Here is a 19,577-nt window from a genome sequence, read left to right as displayed (position 1 = left end):
TCCCAGCTTAAAACTCAAATCGCAGCCAATAAAAAAGGGCGATAATTCGCCCTTTTCTAGTCAACTGCTGAAATTAACGTATTTGACGTTCTTCTTTCATCAGGTTTGACAGTGACTGGTACACATTACTAACTACTTCATCGCTTAATGGCTGATCTTCGTTATCGCGAAGGAAGATTTTCGTTTCTTCTGGAGTATCACCATCTTCAAGCAGTAAACGGTAGCTACCTTCTTTCAGTGCTAACTTATCTTCGCCCCACAATGAACTCCAGAAACCAGAGTTATCGTCAAACTTGATAAAGTACAATCCTTTAGCACTATCCATATCGGCAATTTCAAAGCCCATTTCTGGTAGCACTATGCGTAGACGATCCCACACTTGCTTGTAAGAGGCTTTAGCAGACCAGTAAGCTTTACCTTCTTCAGGCGTTACGAGATCAACATTAATACCTAAGGTTTGCTTCAAACGATTCGATTGGATCGCTTGGTCGCGCTTAACGCTGATATACGCAATGGCGCTGTTCAGCATATCAATAGTGTATCTTTGCTTATCTTCACCGCTTAATAAAACTTGTTGCGCTTTATCGTCGTAGAACTCTTCGTGTTCAACTAAGTGAATAACGATATTGGCAGTGCGACCATGTGGACGCGTTTCCACGTCAAAACGATAGCGTTGGCGCAATAGATAAACTTTATCCGCACCCCACATGCTCGATTCAATCACTTCACGGCTTTCAATCCAATCGGTTTCTACGTTGCCTTTGTCAAAATCACGGCTACGAACAGCAATACCTTTTTGAGCAAAGAAACCATCTAAGTTTGTGAAGATTTCTTGTTTCAAATCCACAGCATTGTCTATGGATTCAACTACGATTTTAATGTTGTCACTGCCCTCTTCCACATGAGTACCTTCCGCCATTGGCAGTACTTGCAGTGGCGGACGGATATCTAAGTTTTTGCCATACAGCGAAGCATTCACTTTAGAACCCAGTGCTGGTACATCGAATTCTTTATTGTAGGGTGGCGTTTTTAATCCCGCGGGGATCTTAAGCAAAGGCGCTTGCTCGGCCTGAACATAGTCTTCAGTACCATTCGCTTGGCGGCGATCAAGTGGCGAACTACAGGCTGCAACAGCAGCAACTAAGATCAGTGGAGTGACTTTCTTTAACATTAATTATTTAACCTCTATCTGGGCACGAGTCATTGCTTCTATCAACAGACCATGACATTGCTCAGAAAGTTCAGTCAAAGGTAAACGAATATGGCCACATTCAATCAAACCCATACGATGGGCAGCCCATTTTACTGGGATAGGGTTGGCTTCACAAAACAGTGTGCTATACAAACCGCGCAGCGGGGTATCTATGCTCTGAGCCAGCTCGGCATGGCCCGCGAGCGCCGCATCACACATAGCTTTAAAAGCCTTTGGTACTATGTTGTTAGCAACAGAAATTACGCCATTTCCACCTAAGAGTAAAAACTCTCTGGCAGTGGCATCATCACCGCTATACAAGAGGAAATCATCGCCGCACAGTTCGCGCAGACGTTTTACACGGGATAAGTCACCGGTCGCCTCTTTTACACCAATAATGTTGCTTACGCTAACAAGCTCGGCAACAGTTTCTGGCAGCATATCAACGGCAGTACGACCTGGAACATTATAAAGAATTTGTGGAATATCTGTGCTAGCGGCCACGGCTTTATAATGCGCAATCAATCCCTTAGGCGTTGGCTTATTATAATATGGCGTTACGCCAAGCATAGCGGCAACACCCACCTTAGATAAGGACTTGGTGAGCTCAACGGCTTCAGATGTGGCATTGGCGCCATTGCCACCAATGACAGGAACACGTCCCGCAGCAAATTTAACGGTTTGTGAAACGACCGCTACATGCTCAGGCATAGGCAGAGTCGCTGACTCGCCAGTAGTACCAACGGCCACAATGGCATCTGTGCCTTGGTCAATATGGAATTCGACTAACCTTTCAAGACTTGCAAAATCTACTGAGCCATCACTGTTCATTGGCGTGATTAAGGCTACGATGCTTCCGTTTATCATCTGACTTTCCCCAAGATTTCAGGATTCGCTATGGTACTGATGCCAACCACTAATGACAAGCATTAACGGGGCTCTCAAATTGAATTAGTTATGGTAGCATTACATCCCGCACAAAAACTCAGCTTTAACCCTGAGTTTTCGCTCTATGATATCGAAAAAGTGAGGAAAATTCATGACCAATTTCCTGGTCGTAACAGCGATGGGTCTCGACCGTCCTGGACTTGTAAGTAAACTAGCTCGACTTGCCAGTGACTGTGACTGCGATATCGTCGACAGCCGTATGGCATTATTTGGTAACGAATTTACCCTGATTATGATGTTGTCTGGCTCGTGGGCATCAATAACGAAAATTGAAAGTATGTTCCCCAGTCTCAGCGTTGAATTAGAACTGCTGACGGTGATGAAACGCACCTCTAAACACACACCACAAAACTACCTTTCTCGCCTCGAAGTACGCTTCACGGGTAAAGACCAACGCGGCACCATTAAACGCATTACCCAGTTCCTTGCTGACAGGTCATTAGATCTTGCCGCAGTACGTTCATTCTCTGAGGAACTCCCCGGTGGTGAACAAACACAAAATGTGTCGCTAACCATTAATATTCCTGAAAAAGTTGAACTAGAAAAGCTCGAACAGAGTATCTATCAGCTCGCCCAAGATATGACCTTAGATTGTACTATTCGTCGTATGGAAGGCACTGCCATCTTAGAGGACAGAGGATAATAGATGAATACCTTAACGGCTGGGGCAAAAGCGCCTCACTTTACACTGCAAGATCAACATGGTAACTCAGTATCACTGGCAGACAGCCTTAAGCAAGGCCCTGTTTTAGTGTATTTTTACCCGAAAGCATCAACGCCGGGTTGCACAGTTCAAGCCTGCGGTCTGCGTGACAGTAAAGCCGAGCTCGATAGTCATAATGTCACTGTATTTGGCATTAGCCCAGATCCTGTGGCTAAACTGGCTAAATTTGCAGAGAAACAAGCACTCAACTTCACTTTGCTGAGCGATGAAGACCACAGTGTCGCCGACGCTTTTGGGGTCTGGGGTGAAAAGAAATTCATGGGAAAAACCTATGATGGCATCCACAGATTAAGCTTCCTTATCAATACCGACGGCACCATCGCCCACGTATTCGATAAGTTTAAAACCAAAGATCACCATGAAGTCGTACTCGCGCAAATCGCGGGTTAATGACTAATATGACGACGAATACAAGGCTTCAAGCTGCTGCTTTAATCGGCACAAAAGTGTAAACGTTGTCAGTTGATCTTGGTAGCCTGAATAAATAATCGGCAATCGATAACGAAAAGGTCCTGAAATCAGGACCTTTTTCATGAAAAATTTTCACTTTCATATCACAAGATACGTTCTAACCGAGCAAAAAAACCGCAAAAGTATTCAGCTATGCCCGTATTCTATGGCATCCCAACACCGGTTATCCTGCCACATAGGGCCAAATAATCGCAGCGGCAATGCTCCACATGGTTAACCAAATAAAACGGTCAAGATAACGCCATGCCGCTGGGCGAGTAAAAATAGGCGCTAACAAACGCGCACCAAAACTTAAGCCAAAAAACCAAATAAATGATGCCAGTACGGCACCCGCGCCAAACCAAGGCCGATCGAAATCATCAAATTGAGTGCTAATGCTGCCGAGCAACACCACAGTATCAAGATACAAATGCGGATTAAGTAAACTGATCCCAAGCGTCGTCAGTACGGCTTTCTTAAATGTATCCGCATTATCGGCCTGATCCATCTCAATGCCCTTAGCCACAAACGACGCCTTTAGCGCATTCGCACCATACCAGAGTAGAAACGCAGCACCACCGAAACTCGCCACATGCTTAATAGTGGGAAACGACTCAATAATATGTCCTAGCCCCGCGACACCCGCAGTGATCATCAGCGCATCAATAATAGAGCAGAGCAAGGCAATCGGTAACGGGTATGAGCGCTTGATGCCTTGCTTGAGCACAAAGGCATTTTGCGCGCCCACAGCAATAATCAAACTCCCACCAATCCCCATACCCTGTATAAATGCCGCTTGCATAACCACCTCTCATGTTCAAAGAAGGCGCTAGCATAGTCAAAACAACAAAATTAATATAACTAATGTTTTTTATGTATCATAAGTAAAATTAATAATGGTCCAAACACACTCATTTGAGGATGACTATGCTGGAATACGCGAATCTCAAAGCGCTCGCCGTTGTGGTCTCGGAAGGCGGTTTCGACCGCGCAGCCAAAGTGCTGCACATCACCCAGTCGGCTGTATCACAGCGCATTCGACAACTTGAAGAAAAAGTCGGTCAGTCACTGCTTATTCGCTCCAATCCTGTGGTCGCAACGCCCACAGGTAAGCGCCTGCTGCGTCACTATTCACAGGTACAATTACTCGAAAGTGAATTAAGAGCTGAGATGGACGCCGACGATCCCAACCATCCAACCACAGTGCGCATCGCTGTAAATGCCGACAGTTTGGCCACGTGGTTTTTACCTGCGCTAGCAGGCATGTTCAGTCGCCACGCTTGGTTATTGGAATTAATTGTCGATGATGAGTCTTACACCCATCATCTATTGAAAAATGGTGAAGCGGTCGGATGTGTCACCACAACCGAAGTGCCGATGGCGGGTTGCAGCAGTGAGTTTTTAGGCACCATGGAATATTTGTGTGTGGCCACGCCCGAATTTGCCGCACGCTATTTTAGCGATCTGAGCGATACTCCATCATTTAGCGGAACCTTACCATTTAGTAACACCTCGTCATTCAACACCATCAACCAAGCTCAGTTAGCAAAGGCGCCTGCAGTAGTGTTCTCCACCAAAGATAAGTTGCATGAGAAGTTTCTCGCCCAGTATTTCAATATGACGCCAGGGCAATGGTGGCAACATACTATCCCCTCTTCCGAGAGCTTTTTAGAAGCGATTAACTTGAGTTTAGGTTATGGGCTCGTTGGGCATTTACAAGCTAAACCATTAATCGATAAAGGGATACTGATTGAGATCACCCCTGAACGGCGCATGCGCGTGCCGCTGTTTTGGCAGCATTGGAATATCAAAGCAAAACAAACGACACTGGTTTACCGTGCCCTTGCGGCAACCGCGCAGCATAATTTGCTGCAGGCATAAAAAATCGGGCTCAAACCAAAGTTTGAGCCCGATGTTAAAAGCCTTCAATCTAATATCAAGTGAATCTTAAGCACTCACATTTAACATTTAAGAGTTAACTCACTCTTTATTAGCTCGCTCTTAACGCAGCAATACGTTTCTCTAATGGAGGATGACTCATCATCATTTCTGCCATTGAACGTTTGCCGTTAATACCGAAGGCTGACATTTGTGCAGGCATAGCCGTACTTTCAGGGCCTTGGCGTAAACGCTCAAGCGCAGCAATCATCTTGCCTTTACCCGCTAAACGGGCCGCGCCTTCATCGGCTTTGTACTCACGAATACGTGAGAAGTAAGCGACGATGATTGAAGCCAAGATACCGAATAACATATCCAATACGAAAACAACGGCCATGTAAGCAAACATGCCTAAACCTTCGCCTTCTTCATCATTGCTCGACACGAAGTTGTTGATAATGCCAGCAACCACACGGGCCGCGAAGATCACGAACGTGTTAACCACACCTTGGATCAGTGTCAAGGTCACCATGTCACCGTTAGCAACGTGGCTCACTTCGTGGGCTAATACACCTTCAATTTCATCTTGGCTCATGCCATATAACAGACCCGTACTCACAGCCACTAATGAATTGTCTTTACTTGGACCAGTAGCGAACGCATTCATGTCAGGCGATTGATAAATCGCCACTTCTGGCATTTTAATCCCCGCTTGCTTAGCTTGACGGGCAACCGTCTCCACTAACCAACGTTCGGTACTGTCACGTGGGGTAGTGATGACTTCACAACCCATGGTCTTTTTCGCCATCCATTTTGAAATGGCTAAGCTGATAAAGGCCCCACCGAATCCAAAAATGGCAGCGAACACCAGCAGTCCACCCATAGTAGACGTGTTCACGCCTAGAATAGACATCACAATTGAGGCTACTAGCAACACAGCTAGGTTAGTCGCAATCAATAGAAATATACGCTTCATTTCAGCTCCTTTAGGGCAAGAATAGGCCATTTAACTTTGTTCAAAGACATAATATGTCCAAATCATCGAAATTCAAGTGGTAAAAGAAAAGAGTTTTTAAAATAGGTTATTTTTCTCGTATATAGACACTGCCTTTCATGGCCGAGAGTCTAGGGAAAGTATATTAATCGAAACTTAAACTTATGCCCAAGCAACCTCAAGATACAAGTTTCATCGCGTTCTGAGAGCTTTAATTCAAGGCGCATCAATCTCTGACTTTTGCATTGATACCACACAGAAGTAGAATGCCCAGAACGCTCCATCTTGGTGGGGATCACTATCTTGAAAAACACCACCGCTAGCCGTGCTATGGCGCAATTCTGCTTTAACTCTGTATGTTTATCGGAATTAATCTTTGTTAACATACCAATACACTCCGAGATTTCAGGATACAAAATGACAATCAACGCCCTACTACTGAGCAGCTCTCGTGTCGGTGATACGTCTTATCTTGCCCACGCGATCCCTTTTATTAAACCGCTTACCGCCAACGCACAAAAATGGATTTTTATCCCCTATGCAGGGATTAGCATGAGTTATGACACTTATTTAGCGTCTGTCGTGACTGGGCTAGCTGAGCTTGAACTCGATATCAGTGGCATTCATCAGCATCCAGACCCTAAACAAGCAATAAAAGATGCCGATGGAATTTTAATCGGTGGGGGTAACACCTTTCACCTGTTACACCAACTATATCATTATGATCTGGTCGCGCTTATTCGTGAGCAAGTCGCCCTTGGTAAACCTTATATCGGCTGGAGCGCGGGTTCAAACGTATCGGGACTGAGTATTCGCACCACTAATGATATGCCGATCATCGAACCGCCTTCGTTCAACGCATTAAACTTAGTGCCGTTCCAGCTCAATCCACACTATTCCAATTACCAAGCACCGGGCCACAATGGTGAAACCCGTGCCCAACGGTTATTAGAATTCACTAAAGTCGACCCATTAACCCCAGTGATCGGCATAGTTGAAGGCTCAGCTTTGTGGCGACAAGGAGACACACTATCACTCTTAGGTGACAAACCTGCGTATTTATTCTGTGGTGAGCAGCAAGAGATCCTAATTCCTGTGGGCAGTGACCTATCGCACTTACTCAAGTCCTAATATCCACGTTAGCATATCTAAATGGGCTCACAGTTAACACCGTGAGCCTGAATCACTCATTAGCAATAATTAAGATTAACCATTTGATATTGTAAGCTTTTAATTAACACTCTCGATTCAACTGCGCCAATTTTGTGTAAAAACGCCACTGAATTCAATGAGAACAGTGTTAGCTCAGCCAAGACAGTTTTTACTGCAGTACCAATTACGATTACTTATCGTAAAATCACACCGCAAAGTATTGAGAACGGCACCTAAAGTAGCGCCAAGCATAATTTATGTTACAAATCTCTAGCTACGCAGGTAAAATTATCCCTCACCTCAGCTACTCGAATCCCACGACTGAGGATTTTATAGCAGACAAGTTATTAATATTTAGGGATTAGATAGACTGAAGCATACATTGTGCCTATGAATCAGCGTCATTTTAGTAAGGAGTTTCCATTTTGCGAATGAATCTTATGATGAATTACCCTACCGGTTATCCGGCATTACTCAAAAAACTACCTTTTGTCATCTTGACCGCCATCGTCTATGTCGTCGGCATAAACAACGTCAATGCCGCAGCGGCAGAGACAACACCAACGCCTGCACCAGAGAAGAAATCTAAAAAATTCTCCCAAGACACAGTTATTGAACTCGCTCAACAACTGTCGCAAAAACCATTTAAAGAAGCGAAAAAAGCACCTAAAGAACTGGTTGATCTCGATTTCGCGACCTATGGCAAAATCAATTACCAAGAAAATGCCGCGATTTGGGGTGGAACACCGACCAAATTTTCGGTACAACTTTTTGCTCCAGGCTTTCTCTATAAAAACCTTGTCGATATCGACGTGGTCGAAAACAGCAAAGCTATTCCAATTGAGCTAACAGAAGCTTCGTTCGATGTCCCTAACGACACCATTGAAAAACTCATCACTCAAGTGGGCCAATACGCGGGTGTGCGTTTACATTACCCTATCAATGATGATGAAATAAAAGATGAATTCATCATGTTTCAAGGTGCAAGCTATTTTCGCGTGCTCTCTAAAGGGCAAACCTATGGCTTATCTAATCGTGGTTTAGCGATTGATGTCGCCCAGCCAAAAGGTGAAGAATATCCCCTGTTTAAGCGTTTCTGGGTTGAGCGCCCATCTAAATATCAGACGGCAATCGTGGTTCATGCTCTGCTAGATAGCCAAAGTGTCACTGGCGCCTATCGTTTTGGTATTTATCCCGGTTCACCATCACGTGTCGAAGTGGATGTAACCTTATTCCCACGCAAAGATATCCAGCATGTGGGTCTTGCACCGCTGACCTCTATGTTCCTCTTTGGCGGACTCGATAACTCAGATAAACCCGATTACCGCCCACAAGTACATAACTCCGATGGCCTACAAATCGATCGCGGTAATGGCGAACGCCTATGGCGCCCATTAAATAATCCTAACAAACTGCAGATCAGTGCTTTTGGCGATGAAGATATAAAGGGGTTTGGTCTTATCCAGCGCCATCGTAAATTTGAAGACTATCAAGATCTGAGTGCAAACTATCAACTTCGACCTTCAGCATGGATTGAACCCCTCAATGATTGGGGCAAAGGCCAACTGGTGTTGCTTGAAATTCCCTCTAATGCTGAAACCAACGACAACATAGTTGCCTATTGGGAGCCGCAAGGCGGACTGAAAAAGGATCAGCCCTATAAATACTCCTATCGCATAACGGCCTCAAACGACAGCCCTTCTACGGCGTCAAAAGCACGTGTTGTCCGCAGTACTAAGGGGCAAGTCTTAGCAAAAGGCAAAGAATTACTTATCGATTTCAGTAACATCAAGCCGCAAGATATTGATAAAATTATCATCGATGCCAGCATCAGCAAAGGTAAAATCCTGTCGTCTCGGATTGTCGCCCACCCAGACATCAATGGCGCTCGAGTATTTATCAGCTTCGAACCAGAAAGTACCAATGTAGCCGAACTGAGAATACAGCTTAAGAAAGACGATAAACCACTTGCAGCGACTTGGCTGTACCGCTGGAATAGCGATGATTGGCAATAAGCTAATATTCACTAGTATCACTGTCTAACAAGCATAAACTGACCGAGTAAATGAATAAAAGCGCCAGTTTTTACTGGCGCTTTTTTATACCTAGGATTTTATTTATAGGCTTACTATTTATAGGTTTTATCTCTAGCATAAATAGAACAAGCCAAGGCTAAAAACTCACGACCTGCTTTTCAGCAAACATAATCCCATACCTTATCGCTCGACTTCTCTGCCAGCATAACTGCTGGCTTACTTCAAAATGACACTATCAGCTTAAAACGTAGCACTATTGTGTGATTTTAGGGTTATTAGCCTCTCCTGATGTGCGTCGCCGCAAGGACCTCTGCGAACTAAAGTAAGCAGTAAGTTAAGTGCGTCAGTCAAGTTTGACCTTAAACCCCTCACGAAGAATGCCGACTAAAAGTAGAAATCTAAATGCAAAAAAGCCTCGATATAAATATCGAGGCTTTTTCTTTTTTGGTACCCGAGGCCAGACTTGAACTGGCACGCTGTTACCAGCGAGGGATTTTAAATCCCTTGTGTCTACCGATTCCACCACTCGGGCAAACGCTGAATATTCATGACGGGAATCATGTCAAAAATATTATTAACTCTACATCATTAACACTTAACACTAATAAATCTATTTAATAAAGCCTATTGAAGATTCTGACTTTATTTTTACCATCACTATCAAAATAATGGTACCCGAGGCCAGACTTGAACTGGCACGCTGTTACCAGCGAGGGATTTTAAATCCCTTGTGTCTACCGATTCCACCACTCGGGCAAACTCTTGATATTAACGACGGGAATCGTGTCATTAATACTTTAATCTATGGAGGCGCGACCCGGAGTCGAACCGAGATCGACGGATTTGCAATCCGCAGCATAGCCATTCTGCCATCGCGCCATAGTTGCTAACTCATGTTGAGTAGAATTAGACTTTAAAAATATTGGAGCGACATATCGGGTTCGAACCGATGACCTATACCTTGGCAAGGTATCGCTCTACCAACTGAGCTAATGTCGCATCTTGTTTTACTATTCACTCAAATAAACAAAGCATTTCACTTTATTACCTAGCTAATATCAAACATCAATATTTGATAACGTTAAGACTTTGTTTGCACATTGCCTCTTGTCTACGGGGTGGCATTCTACCGATTTACCACCCAGTGTCAACCGCTGTTTTATCGATAACTTACTGCTTGCACACTAAATAATCTCTTTGATTTTTTATTGCACTATTCAGCGGTAAGATCTTTCCAAGCGGCTAAAATGTAACTCATCATTGACCAAAACGTTAATACAGCGGCGATATATAACAGTACAAATGCGGCATTCGTCATTAAAGGATTGTATTGCCAAATCAGCCCAATAATTGCCACCATTTGCGCAGCCGTCTTATATTTACCAATCCAAGACACGGCGACAGTACCACGTTTACCAATTTCAGCCATCCATTCCCTCAACGCTGAAATGACAATCTCACGACCAATCATAAACAGGGCGGGCAATGTCAACCAGATATTCGCGTATTGATCGACCAACAAAACTAAAGCTGTAATCACCATCAACTTATCAGCGACTGGGTCTAGAAAAGCGCCAAAACGAGTTAATTGTTTCAATTTACGGGCAGCATAACCATCTAATGCATCCGTTAACGCCGCGAGCCAAAAGGTAAATGCGGCAACAAAAGGGGTCCAGTCATAGGGTAAATAAAACAGCACCACAAAAATGGGCAGTAAAAAAAGCCTGAAAAGAGTTAATGCTATAGGTAAGTTAAACGGCATGATCAAACCAGTTAGTCAAAAGCAGCGCCAATCTTGCCTTAATTTTATCACCCTCGCAATGCATCATGAATGGTTTGTGCCATTTCTATGCTGATCCCTGGTACTTTGACTAATTCCGCCACACTTGCCCCTTTCACTTCCTGCAAGCCTCCTAAATGCTGTAACAAAGCTTTACGACGTTTAGGACCAATACCAGGAATCGATTCCAGTGTTGAAGTATTACGGGTTTTCTGGCGACGGTTACGGTGGCCAGTGATTGCAAATCGATGGGATTCATCACGAATATGTTGGATAAGGTGCAGTGCTGGCGAATCCCCTTCGAGGGAAAAGCTGGTTTCGGTATCCCCTAAGATCAAGGTTTCAAGCCCAGGTTTACGGCCCTCACCTTTCGCCACCCCAATAAGCTGCGGCGCTTTATCCAAATGAACAAACTTTTCATCCACTATCTTTTGGGCAATACGCAACTGCCCGAGTCCACCATCGATAAACAGAATGTCAGGGATTTTACCGCCTGCCTCAATCTTATCGAAACGGCGACTTACCGCTTGCTTCATTGCCGCATAATCATCACCCGGTGTAATACCCTCGATATTATAACGACGATACTCGCCTTTATGCGGCCCTTCTCGATTAAATACCACACAGGAGGCAACGGTGCTCTCCCCCATGGTATGACTGATATCGAAACATTCCATCCGCTGGATAGGCCCACTCAACTCTAAGATTTCTTCGAGTAACACAAAACGCTGTTCGACGGTGTTCTTATGGGATAGGCGCGTAACCACTGCATTCGTCGCATTAGTCACGGCTAAACGTAAGAAGCTCGCCCTGTCGGCGCGAACATTGGTCTTAATCGAAAACTTTTTATCTAGCGCCTCTGAAATCGCCGCTTCAAGTTCATGTAATTCTTCAAAACTATGGCTAATCACCACTTCTTTTGGAATAGTGCGTTGAATATCTGCATTTAAATAAAACTGTAGAATAAAGGATCTCAGCACTTCATCCATATCAGTTTGGGCCGGCACTGAAGGATAATAACTACGACTGCCAAAAATTTTACCTTCGCGGATAAATAGCAGGTGAAAACAGGCGATGCCCGACGCATAATGCACCCCAATAACATCCATATCACCTTTATTATTAGAGACTTCCTGTTGCTCGGCAACTTTACGCAGCGCCATGATCTGATCGCGAAATCGTGCAGCCTGTTCATAGGCCTGCTGCTCGGCCGCAAGTTCCATTTTATCAACCAAGGCGCTGATCACTTGCTGATCTTTCCCCTTTAAAAACAGGCTGGCTAATTTCACTTGCTCATCATAATCAGCGTTACTGACTTTGCCCACGCAGGGCGCACTACAGCGAGACAGTTGATATTGCAAACAAGGGCGTGAGCGCGATTTGTAGTAAAGATCGTCACATTGACGAATAGGAAACAGCTTCTGCATCAAATGCAGGCTTTCACGCACAGCACCGCCATTGGGATAAGGACCAAAATAGTGGCCTTTTTCCCGCTGCGGACCGCGATGATAGGCGAGCCTTGGATGTTCGTGCTGGCTTAATAAGATGTAAGGATAAGATTTGTCATCACGCAATAACACATTGTATTTTGGCATGTATTGCTTGATGTAATCATTCTCAAGCAACAGAGCATCTGTTTCACTGTGGGTCAGCGTCACATCAATATGGTGAATATGTGAAACTAAGGCTTGGGTCTTAACATTACCGAGGTTTTTACGAAAATACGAGGTGAGCCGTTTTTTAAGATCTTTGGCTTTACCCACATAAATGACGTCATTCTTGACGTCATACATGCGATAAACCCCAGCAGAGGATGAAACAGTACGTAAGAAACTTTGGGCGTTAAATTCATTAGACATCATTCACACCCACAGTTTTGGAGACTTAACACAAACAACATAAGAACATATAACCCAAGAACTCGCTAGATTAAAGTCATCGACCAACGCAATCCACTTTCCATTAAAAATGGCCAGCATCCAACATCTTATAGCGAATAGCTAACCGCGTTAGTTCGACATCACCACTGATCCCCAGCTTAGCAAATAAACGATAACGGTAACTGTTAACGGTTTTAGGACTTAAGTTCAGTTGCTCAGAAATATCGTTAACCTTCTCGCCATTGGTGATCATCAACATGATCTGTAACTCGCGCTCGGACAAAGACTTAAACGGGTTTTCATCGGCAGGATTAAACTGACTCAGCGCCATCTGTTGGGCAATTTCTGGGGACAAATAACGTTGTCCGCGAGAGACCTGACGTATCGCTTGCAATACTTCTGGTGGCGTTGCTCCTTTTGTTAAATAGCCCGAAGCGCCAGCCTGCATCACCTTACTTGGGAACGGATCTTCCGTGTGTACAGTTAATACAATAATTTTTGCATGGGGTTGATATCGTAAAATTTTTCGAGTGGCTTCCAATCCGCCCATTCCAGGCATATTCATATCCATTAAGATCACATCCGCTTCATTCTGGCGAGCCCACTGCACCGCAGTCTCACCATCAGGGGCTTCGCCCACGACTTTGATCCCACGTTCATCTTCCAAGATGCGGCGGATCCCAGTTCTCACAAGCTCATGATCGTCAACCAAATATATCGAAATCAACTTAACCCACCTTTTACAATTTACAGCTCGAACCGTGTGTTAGAAAAAGCAACGTGGCAAACGGATAACGAGTTCATAGGGCTAATTTAGCCCAACAACCCCATTTCGCAAAGCATAAATTCAACATTGTTAACTAGATGATATTTAAAGGAAGGATTCCAGAATAGCATACCAATAAAAAGCGTTTAAAAACGAAGCAATAACCCCAGAATGACCAGCCTAAAATCCCTGTTAAATCGATATAAAAGTATCCAGCAAATATAGGCAATTTTTCAGTTCAAGAAAAACAAAAAGGCCATCATTAATGATAGCCTTTCACGTGAATATAGCAGAAGAGATACGCTTAGAATCAGGAACCTAAGGTTTTTAAATAGCTTAAATGCAAAAAGGCGTAAGAACTGCGCTTAGAATGGAGAACCCTAGTTCAAATTTCACACACAAAAAAGGCCATGAATAAACATGGCCTTTTTTGTAAAATATGGCGGAGGAGCAGGGATTTGAACCCTGGGTGGGCTATAAACCCACGCCGGTTTTCAAGACCGGTGCATTAAACCACTCTGCCACCCCTCCTAACGAGCGAGATAATAGCTATCTCTGTCGCCACTGTAAACTTAAATTTATGGTTAATAGCGTTGATTGACTATTTCATATTCACTTAAATCGAAAGCCGTGAACAACAAAGGACTTAGGATGAGAAAATTGAAATGAAAATTGCACAAACAAGAAAGGCCATCATTGCAGATGGCCTTTCCCGTGAATATGGCACAGAAGCTGCGCTTCAAATCAGGAACCCAAGGGTTCAAACGATATGAATGCAAAATGCCGCTAATTGCTTAGCGGCATTTTGACTAAATATGTCGCAGGAGCTGAACTTAGAATGAGGAACCTTGGTTCAAATTGCACAAACAAAAAAGGCCATCATTACTGATGGCCTTTTCCGTGAATATAGCGGAGGAGCTGCGCTTCAAATCAAGAACCCTAGGGTTCAAACTGTATGAATGCAAAATGCCGCTAATTGCTTAGCGGCATTTTGACTAAATATGGCGGAGGAGCAGGGATTTGAACCCTGGGTGGGCTATAAACCCACGCCGGTTTTCAAGACCGGTGCATTAAACCACTCTGCCACCCCTCCGAACGAGCGAGATAATAGCTATCTACTACTCTGCTGTAAACCCTTAATTTAAAGAAGCAATCTACATGGTCAATCTACATCCAATCCGCTTAAAAATATCGCGTTATTCAACTTATCTTTGACACCCTTGTCTGTTGAAGCGCCATTTTAAGGTGGCACACTTCACACTATATTAAGACTAAGCTCGATTGATATTGATTAAACGGTCAGATAGTTTCTGCATCTCAAGGCTTAACACATCAAGCGCCGTTGCATCGAGAGAGTTATCTTCACTGATGCTATTTATTCGCACCGCCAACTCATTAATTTCTTGAGTGACTTGGCTTTGCTGCCGAGCAGCTAACGCGATTTGTTGGGCACGCTGTGAAATATCATCGAAACTTTGTACGGTACTCGATAGAGAATTGGCAGCGCCCTCAGCCTCCGTAACCGCATGGACAGTGCGGGACTCCCCAGCTTGCATTGCTTGCACAGCGAGCCGCGAAGCCGATTGCAAAGCGTTAATCATGGTACTAATTTCATTGGCCGAATCTTGAGTTCGCCCCGCAAGGGTTCGAACTTCATCAGCAACGACAGCAAAACCACGACCCTGATCGCCCGCTCTAGCCGCCTCAATTGCCGCATTGAGAGCGAGCAAATTAGTCTGCTCAGAAATCGCCTTAATCACATCTAATACAGCGCCCACCTTTTGACTGTCTTGGGCCAATTGGGATATCACCTTAGTTGCGTTGGCAATTTCTCCTGATAATGCCTCGATGGAAGTATTGCTGGCTGCAACACGGGTTTGCCCTTCTCGCACTACAATCAAAGACGATTGCGCAGTTGCAGCACAATCATTGGTATTATTCGCAACTTCCATAGCGCTTGAAGACATTTGCGTTATCGCAGCGGCTAATTGTGCACTCTCCAGCCGCTGTTGCTCTGCGCGCTGAGCTAACTTACGGCTAAGTCCGCTTAATTGCGTTGCCTCAAATTGAATTTTCTTCGCTTCTTGAGTGATCAGATCTAACATTGCCCTTAACGTCCCTGCATAGGTGTTTACGGCCCGGCGCAAAGCGCCAATCTCATCATCTCGCTGAATTTGCAGCTCAACATTCGCCCCCAAACTACCGCTCCCAAGGGAAGCAATTTGATCTGTGGTTTCCTCAAGTTGCGCCAACAGTTTTTTACCCGATAACCAAGCCAGTGAAAGTAAAATGGCGAGTAATGGTAATAAAAACAATAGAATATCAAATGTCAGCTCACGGGCAAGCCCTGTGACTCGCGTTTTAGGCGTCACAAGGCCAATCACCCATCCGGTATCAGGCATAACAAAAAGACTCACCTCACTCGCCTGATTAAGTCTTCCATCCTTATTTAAGCTTACAGACACCACTTTGTTGATTGAGGTTTGCTTAAGTGCAGCTTCAACGGGGGAGAGCCAAGGTAACTGCCCGACGAGATCCGTAAAACGTAACAAAGTGTCGGACTTATTCGTTTCAGGAAAATGTAAGATATTACCTGCTTGATCTAAAGCAAAAGCATAACCGTCAGTCACATTGCCATGTTCTGTTAAAAATTTGGCTAAATCATCAAGTTTTAAATCTATCGTTGCGACCCCTGCAAATGTCCCCGTGAGACGATATGGCACACTGCATGTCACCATAGCCACCTTTGTAACCGGATCTTGATAAGCCTCTGACCATAAACATTGAGATACTGAGCTAGTCCGCGCGCCCGTATACCAAGGATCATTATGATACCCAAGGCCAGATGGCGCATTATAGTCATCCGAATAAGCCAGTAGATTATCGCTACCACGGGCCCAGAAAAAACTGTGGCGGATACTCCCAGCGACGAATTTATCTGGCTCAGGCCAGATCCCACCGCCAGCGATAGTGAGATCGCCATTGTTATCAATCAAATTAGGTAAGGAGTTAAGATAAAGAGCTTGCTCGTGGGGCAACACTTCGGCGAGGTGTGCAAGGCTTAAAGTAATCCCCTCAATGCTTGCCAACTTAAGGGCGAGTTGCCTCACTATACTGCTACCGGTTTGCTCAATTAACTGTTGACTCGCCGCCACCACTCGAGGCTGCCCTCGAAGTGACATCACACCAAAAACCGCGAGCCCAGTCAGTAGAAGCAGCACTACGCTACCCATTGTGAGCCGCTGCGAAATACGTGTAGGTAACAACATAGCTTTCTCTACTTAAAATAAGTCACCCAGATGGGAGAATTGTTCGGCCGTATGATCCAAGACTGTCGAGAATCATACGTCGCACCATCCTAGTGCAAATTTTAAAGACCATAAAAACCATTAACTTGGCCACAAACTTAGTGTAGACCATAAACGAGAAGCGCGGATAAAAAAGCCCATTAATCAGTAGCAGTCATTGATATCAGAATGAAGAATCTAGAGTTAACACAATGAACAATCATGACAGATAGCCTTTCCCTAAAGCATGGCACTGACGCCACGTTTAAGGTCAAAACCCAAGAGCGGAAATAGCACAAACAAAAAAGGCCATCATTACTGATGGCCTTTTTTGTGAATATGGCAGAGGAGCTGCGCTTCAAATCAGGAACCCAAAGGTTCAAACTGTATAAATGCAAAAAGCCGCTAATTGCTTAGCGGCTTTTTGACTAAATATGGCGGAGGAGCAGGGATTTGAACCCTGGGTGGGCTATAAACCCACGCCGGTTTTCAAGACCGGTGCATTAAACCACTCTGCCACCCCTCCGAACGCCGAAAATAATATAAGTATACCGCTAACTTGTAAACCTCAATTTTTAAATATCGAGTCAAATGCTCAACTTATGTTCACCCCGATGTTTTTTACAACAAATACATGGCCAGTTTCAAGGAATAATCAAGTAAACAGAGGTAAAAAGACCTATACAGTGAGAGACTTGTCGTCTTGGTATGGTAAAATCACTGCAACTTTTCACGGTAAATGCTTATATGAATTCACTCTTGATACCCACGTCTTCACTCGCACCTGAATTTAGCCTGCCAACCCTTCCCGAAACGGCTGACAATCTAAGCGCATTACTCTTAGGACAAGAGCGTGCTGTGGATGCGTTTAAACTCCACCAAGCTATTGTCGATCAGCACTTGTATCTGGCTGATTTCCCGAGCATTGACCGCCAATTAATGATCCAAGCCTGTATTGATAGCCTAGCGCCGTTATCTCCAGCTTATTTAGTGGCAACACGCCCGACTGACAAAGCGGCAACATTTCAGTGGCAATCAGGGAAACCACAGGAAAACCAGGTCAGTATTGCCGAAAAAACGACTCGCTATCGCTACCTCAGTGGAAATATTCGCCGTGTAGACCTCATTGGCCGTATGGCACAAACAGGAACAATAAGTCAGTATCAAGCTGGTGCTCTGGCCGAATGTCATTATGTATTTATTTGCGCCGAGTCACTTTGGAAACGTGAAGGTTTATGGGAATTAGTGATGCAAATCCTCACCCATAAAGCGTATCAGATTAGCAATAACTTAAGTCCTATCCCGCTCAATTGTAAAATTGTCCTTATCGGTGCAGGAATGATTTATAGCCAAGTCAGAACTGAGGATTGGCAATTTCAACGTCACTTTACCCTACTAGCAGAACTCGCTAGCGAAATCGACTTGGTCCGTTATACAGAGTCACAATACGTCGCATGGTTGCAAGCGGTTGCACAAAGTGTCGAGGTCACTCTAGAACAATCAAGCCTAGCGCCACTTTTTCGTTATAGTGCACGTTTAACTGAACATCAGCGCCGCCTCAGTTTGTCTATGCTCGAGTTTGCCCAACTGATGGTGCAAGCTAAAGCCTATTGTGGTAAACCGAGTATCAATGCGAGCAGTATTGAGCTCGCGTTAGCCCAAGCCAACTATCGTCATAACAGCTCGGAAGAGTATTCAGGTCAAAGCTTCGATGACAACTTCATAAATCTGCCAACTTCGGGTGCTATGGTTGGTCAGATCAATGGCTTAACTGTCATTGATGCCATCGATTACAGTTATGGTGAGCCAGCGCGGATCACGGCATCTGTTCACTACGGTGATGGTGAAGTCGCCGATATCGAAAGAAAATCTGAACTTGGTGGCAATATACATGCCAAAGGAATGATGATCCTTTCTGCCTGTTTGTACCGTATCTTTGGGCGAGATGCACCATTACACCTAAATGCCAATATCGTTTTCGAGCAATCCTATCAAGAAATTGATGGTGATAGCGCATCACTCGCCGAATACTGCTGTTTGATGTCAGCGATTGCCGAACAACCCATTATTCAGTCACTGGCAATAACTGGTGCATTGGATCAATTTGGTAATGTGCAAGCGATTGGTGGCATCAACGAGAAAATTGAAGGCTTTTTTAATCTGTGTGAACGTCGTGGTCTCACGGGAGAACAAGGCGTCATCATGCCCAAATCGAACGTGTTACAGCTTAACCTCAATCCCAAAGTGATTACAGCTGTAGGCAAAGGCTTATTTCACCTCTATGCAATCGAGCATATGGACCAAGCTGTTGAGCTATTAATGCAAATGCCTGCGGGTGTAGCCGATGAAGATAATGATTTTCCACATGATTCATTATACGGCCTTGTGCAGGAACGATTAGACAAGCTCGCAGGAAATGGCGAGGAGGAAATCGGCATAATCACGAGATTACTCGCAAAATTGGGATTTTTTCGCCGCTAATTAGCTGAT

Annotated in this window: 14 protein-coding genes and 7 tRNA genes; 6 read left to right on the top strand and 15 right to left on the bottom strand. The window is 44.5% G+C overall.

The window, feature by feature from the left end:
- Positions 1–73 precede the first annotated feature (73 nt).
- Together bamC and dapA are read right to left on the bottom strand one after the other, a co-directional pair.
- Entirely contained in the window at positions 74–1,171 is a 1,098-nt protein-coding gene (bamC, locus tag L5M28_RS08630; protein WP_263203088.1) for an outer membrane protein assembly factor BamC, read from the bottom strand.
- A gap of 3 nt (positions 1,172–1,174) precedes the next feature.
- Entirely contained in the window at positions 1,175–2,059 is an 885-nt protein-coding gene (dapA, locus tag L5M28_RS08625; protein WP_131523286.1) for a 4-hydroxy-tetrahydrodipicolinate synthase, read from the bottom strand.
- A gap of 172 nt (positions 2,060–2,231) precedes the next feature.
- Between dapA and L5M28_RS08620 the strand changes: the two genes are divergently transcribed.
- Positions 2,232–2,783, top strand: coding sequence for a glycine cleavage system protein R (locus L5M28_RS08620; protein ID WP_028759648.1), 552 nt, complete (start codon positions 2,232–2,234; stop codon positions 2,781–2,783).
- A gap of 3 nt (positions 2,784–2,786) precedes the next feature.
- Positions 2,787–3,254, top strand: a complete 468-nt coding sequence (bcp, locus tag L5M28_RS08615) for a thioredoxin-dependent thiol peroxidase (RefSeq protein WP_113940881.1) — start codon at positions 2,787–2,789, stop codon at positions 3,252–3,254.
- Positions 3,255–3,498: 244 nt separating this feature from the next.
- Here bcp and L5M28_RS08610 read toward each other — a convergent pair whose 3' ends face one another.
- Positions 3,499–4,116 (bottom strand): LysE/ArgO family amino acid transporter, encoded by a 618-nt coding sequence (locus tag L5M28_RS08610; protein ID WP_028759646.1) that lies wholly within the window; start codon positions 4,114–4,116, stop codon positions 3,499–3,501.
- Between the two features lie 125 nt (positions 4,117–4,241).
- Between L5M28_RS08610 and L5M28_RS08605 the strand changes: the two genes are divergently transcribed.
- On the top strand, positions 4,242–5,195 hold the full coding sequence (locus tag L5M28_RS08605) for a LysR family transcriptional regulator ArgP (protein WP_263203086.1): 954 nt from the start codon (positions 4,242–4,244) through the stop codon (positions 5,193–5,195).
- 109 nt (positions 5,196–5,304) lie between these two features.
- Here L5M28_RS08605 and htpX read toward each other — a convergent pair whose 3' ends face one another.
- Positions 5,305–6,168, bottom strand: a complete 864-nt coding sequence (htpX, locus tag L5M28_RS08600; protein ID WP_006082065.1) for a protease HtpX — start codon at positions 6,166–6,168, stop codon at positions 5,305–5,307.
- Positions 6,169–6,603: 435 nt separating this feature from the next.
- Between htpX and pepE the strand changes: the two genes are divergently transcribed.
- Positions 6,604–7,317 carry a dipeptidase PepE gene (gene pepE, locus L5M28_RS08595; protein ID WP_263181478.1) on the top strand — a complete coding sequence of 238 codons (714 nt, stop codon included), beginning with the start codon at positions 6,604–6,606 and terminating at the stop codon, positions 7,315–7,317.
- A gap of 452 nt (positions 7,318–7,769) precedes the next feature.
- The gene (locus L5M28_RS08590; protein WP_242068355.1) at positions 7,770–9,353 is read left to right on the top strand and encodes a glucan biosynthesis protein G; all 1,584 of its coding nucleotides are present in this window, start codon (positions 7,770–7,772) and stop codon (positions 9,351–9,353) included.
- 466 nt (positions 9,354–9,819) lie between these two features.
- Here L5M28_RS08590 and L5M28_RS08585 read toward each other — a convergent pair.
- The 11 genes from L5M28_RS08585 to L5M28_RS08535 all read right to left on the bottom strand — a co-directional run bounded on the left by L5M28_RS08585 (position 9,820) and on the right by L5M28_RS08535 (position 17,613).
- Positions 9,820–9,906, bottom strand: a tRNA-Leu gene (locus L5M28_RS08585).
- 137 nt (positions 9,907–10,043) lie between these two features.
- A tRNA-Leu gene (locus tag L5M28_RS08580) sits at positions 10,044–10,130 on the bottom strand.
- Between the two features lie 49 nt (positions 10,131–10,179).
- Positions 10,180–10,253: transfer RNA gene (locus L5M28_RS08575), tRNA-Cys, on the bottom strand.
- Positions 10,254–10,297: 44 nt separating this feature from the next.
- A tRNA-Gly gene (locus tag L5M28_RS08570) sits at positions 10,298–10,373 on the bottom strand.
- 214 nt (positions 10,374–10,587) lie between these two features.
- Positions 10,588–11,136 carry a CDP-diacylglycerol--glycerol-3-phosphate 3-phosphatidyltransferase gene (gene pgsA / locus L5M28_RS08565; protein WP_028759642.1) on the bottom strand — a complete coding sequence of 183 codons (549 nt, stop codon included), beginning with the start codon at positions 11,134–11,136 and terminating at the stop codon, positions 10,588–10,590.
- Positions 11,137–11,183: 47 nt separating this feature from the next.
- Complete coding sequence (uvrC, locus tag L5M28_RS08560; protein ID WP_263203084.1) at positions 11,184–13,013, bottom strand: excinuclease ABC subunit UvrC; 1,830 nt, start codon at positions 13,011–13,013, stop codon at positions 11,184–11,186.
- 103 nt (positions 13,014–13,116) lie between these two features.
- A complete protein-coding gene (gene uvrY, locus L5M28_RS08555) occupies positions 13,117–13,761 on the bottom strand; it encodes a UvrY/SirA/GacA family response regulator transcription factor (protein ID WP_006082070.1) in 645 nt (214 codons plus the stop codon).
- Positions 13,762–14,240: 479 nt separating this feature from the next.
- Positions 14,241–14,331 (bottom strand) — tRNA-Ser (locus tag L5M28_RS08550).
- 471 nt (positions 14,332–14,802) lie between these two features.
- Positions 14,803–14,893, bottom strand: a tRNA-Ser gene (locus tag L5M28_RS08545).
- Positions 14,894–15,071: 178 nt separating this feature from the next.
- Positions 15,072–17,069: a methyl-accepting chemotaxis protein gene (locus tag L5M28_RS08540; RefSeq protein WP_263203082.1), complete on the bottom strand. Its 1,998-nt coding sequence runs from the start codon at positions 17,067–17,069 to the stop codon at positions 15,072–15,074.
- Between the two features lie 453 nt (positions 17,070–17,522).
- Positions 17,523–17,613 (bottom strand) — tRNA-Ser (locus L5M28_RS08535).
- Between the two features lie 221 nt (positions 17,614–17,834).
- Here L5M28_RS08535 and L5M28_RS08530 point away from each other — a divergent pair.
- Positions 17,835–19,568, top strand: a complete 1,734-nt coding sequence (locus L5M28_RS08530; protein ID WP_263196307.1) for an AAA family ATPase — start codon at positions 17,835–17,837, stop codon at positions 19,566–19,568.
- Positions 19,569–19,577 lie beyond the last annotated feature (9 nt).

Origin of the sequence: Shewanella sp. SW32, from assembly GCF_025653365.1 — a bacterium.
GTDB classification, from domain to species: Bacteria; Pseudomonadota; Gammaproteobacteria; order Enterobacterales; family Shewanellaceae; genus Shewanella; species Shewanella oncorhynchi.
This window is presented reverse-complemented; position numbering and strand designations above follow the sequence as displayed.